Source organism: Staphylococcus sp. HMSC072H03, from assembly GCF_001809305.1.
Classification (GTDB): domain Bacteria; phylum Bacillota; class Bacilli; order Staphylococcales; family Staphylococcaceae; genus Staphylococcus; species Staphylococcus hominis.
This window is the reverse complement of record NZ_KV796886.1, coordinates 1-1474: the sequence shown is the minus strand read 5'-3', so window position 1 is coordinate 1474 and position 1474 is coordinate 1. Positions and strand designations below refer to the sequence as shown.

3 protein-coding genes are annotated in these 1474 nt (G+C 30.3%); all 3 read right to left on the bottom strand.

All coding sequences use genetic code 11. From position 1 onward, the window contains the following. Positions 1 to 119: 119 nt before the first annotated feature. The 3 genes from HMPREF2578_RS11030 to HMPREF2578_RS07690 all read right to left on the bottom strand — a co-directional run bounded on the left by HMPREF2578_RS11030 (position 120) and on the right by HMPREF2578_RS07690 (position 1375). The gene (locus HMPREF2578_RS11030) at positions 120 to 221 is read right to left on the bottom strand and encodes a type I toxin-antitoxin system Fst family toxin (RefSeq protein WP_000228874.1); all 102 of its coding nucleotides are present in this window, start codon (positions 219 to 221) and stop codon (positions 120 to 122) included. A 170-nt stretch (positions 222 to 391) separates the two neighbouring features. Continuing rightward, entirely contained in the window at positions 392 to 739 is a 348-nt protein-coding gene (locus HMPREF2578_RS07695) for an ArsR/SmtB family transcription factor (protein WP_061815578.1), read from the bottom strand. 18 nt (positions 740 to 757) lie between these two features. After that, positions 758 to 1375: a CadD family cadmium resistance transporter gene (locus tag HMPREF2578_RS07690; protein ID WP_002500367.1), complete on the bottom strand. Its 618-nt coding sequence runs from the start codon at positions 1373 to 1375 to the stop codon at positions 758 to 760. Between the last annotated feature and the right edge of the window lie 99 nt (positions 1376 to 1474).

Below are 1474 nucleotides of genomic sequence, written 5' to 3'. Positions count from 1 at the left end.
TTGCATTCCTCTACTAACCAGTGTTATAATTTAGATAACAAGAGCTTCGTGCATTATATGCACCAACCCCCTCACTATTGCGAGTAGTGAGGGGGTTTTTAGGTGTTGGCTAATATCGCCTATTTTTTCTTATTGTTACGTGTACGTAGCCAATGCGTAAATAACGCAACAATACAACCACTGATGACTGTGGTCGTGATGTGAACAAGAGCTTCGACCATCTAATATGCACCTCCTCTCTGCGTCTAAATTGACGCCTGAGAGATAGGCGACCTGTATATTATATCATCTGTACTAGATGAGTTACATATAACTTCCGATAAGTAGTTTTATGTTATATCTTTGCTTATTTTTATAGTATCAAGACAAGAAGAAACTCGTTTCACTCGTTTCAAAAACCCTTCTGATTTTTAGAGAAAAACTCTCTTATTTCATCGTCTTTAATAAAATAATATGCCATCTTTCCCTTTTTATAAAAATCAAGTACATCATTTTTATATAAAAGTCTTAAATGATGTGAAGTTGAAGCAACACTCATTTTCAATATCACAGAAATATCACAAACACACAACTCATCTTCTTTAATCAAAGATAATATAATTTTCAATTTCTTCTCATCACAAATCTTTTCTAAAATGTTAAGTAATTTCTTAGATTTATCATCTTCTAAAAAACTTAAAGCATTGTTAACTTTATCCTCATGTACACAGATCACATCACATGCATTTTCATAACTCATATGAAATCACACCCTAAATTAAAATATAAATCCTAAAATTGTTTGAATAGTGTCATTTTCTATAATGATAAATAAACCTAAAGCTATATAAATAACAGCCATAATCCAACGACCAAATTTCTCAACAATTTCTCCAACTCCTGGAATATTAGCTAATTTTTGTGCAGTAAATACCAAGAAGAAAATTAAAATTAAAAAGACAAACAAAGTAATTAATAAATTAGTAACACTTAATGTCACAAAATAGGGAACAAATAAACCGATATTATCAGCACCACAACTTGCTATCGTAACAATTGCAATCGTACCAACTAATTTAGACAATCCTTTTTCATTCAATTCTTTTTTAGCTCTCTCTTCTCCGTCACTATCCCCATAAATAGCCACTTTAATTCCTAAATAAATCGGTATTAACCCTAACAATCCTAATATCCATTTTTCAGGAACATAATTTAAGACAAAGGCAAAGAATAAACTTATGACAATCAATGCTACAGATCCTACATATTGACCAATATAAATATCTCGATATTCTTTTCTAGTCTTTGCTCTAGCAAAGAACATTAATAAAATCACTAATAAGTCTAATGCTGTCGCAATATAAAGAATAGCAGCAGTTACAATAGTCTGAAACATAATTACACCTCATTCAAAAATATTTTTGAATGTATTATAACTTATTTTTTTAAATAATCATAGGTGCTTTATTCCAATTGCTTTATTGACGTTGAGCCT

What these genes read in the sequence shown, in the direction of transcription:
- HMPREF2578_RS11030 (WP_000228874.1), bottom strand. Translation starts at nt 221, where the DNA reads ATGGTCGAAGCTCTTGTTCACATCACGACCACAGTCATCAGTGGTTGT.
- HMPREF2578_RS07695 (WP_061815578.1), bottom strand. Translation starts at nt 739, where the DNA reads ATGAGTTATGAAAATGCATGTGATGTGATCTGTGTACATGAGGATAAA.
- HMPREF2578_RS07690 (WP_002500367.1), bottom strand. Translation starts at nt 1,375, where the DNA reads ATGTTTCAGACTATTGTAACTGCTGCTATTCTTTATATTGCGACAGCA.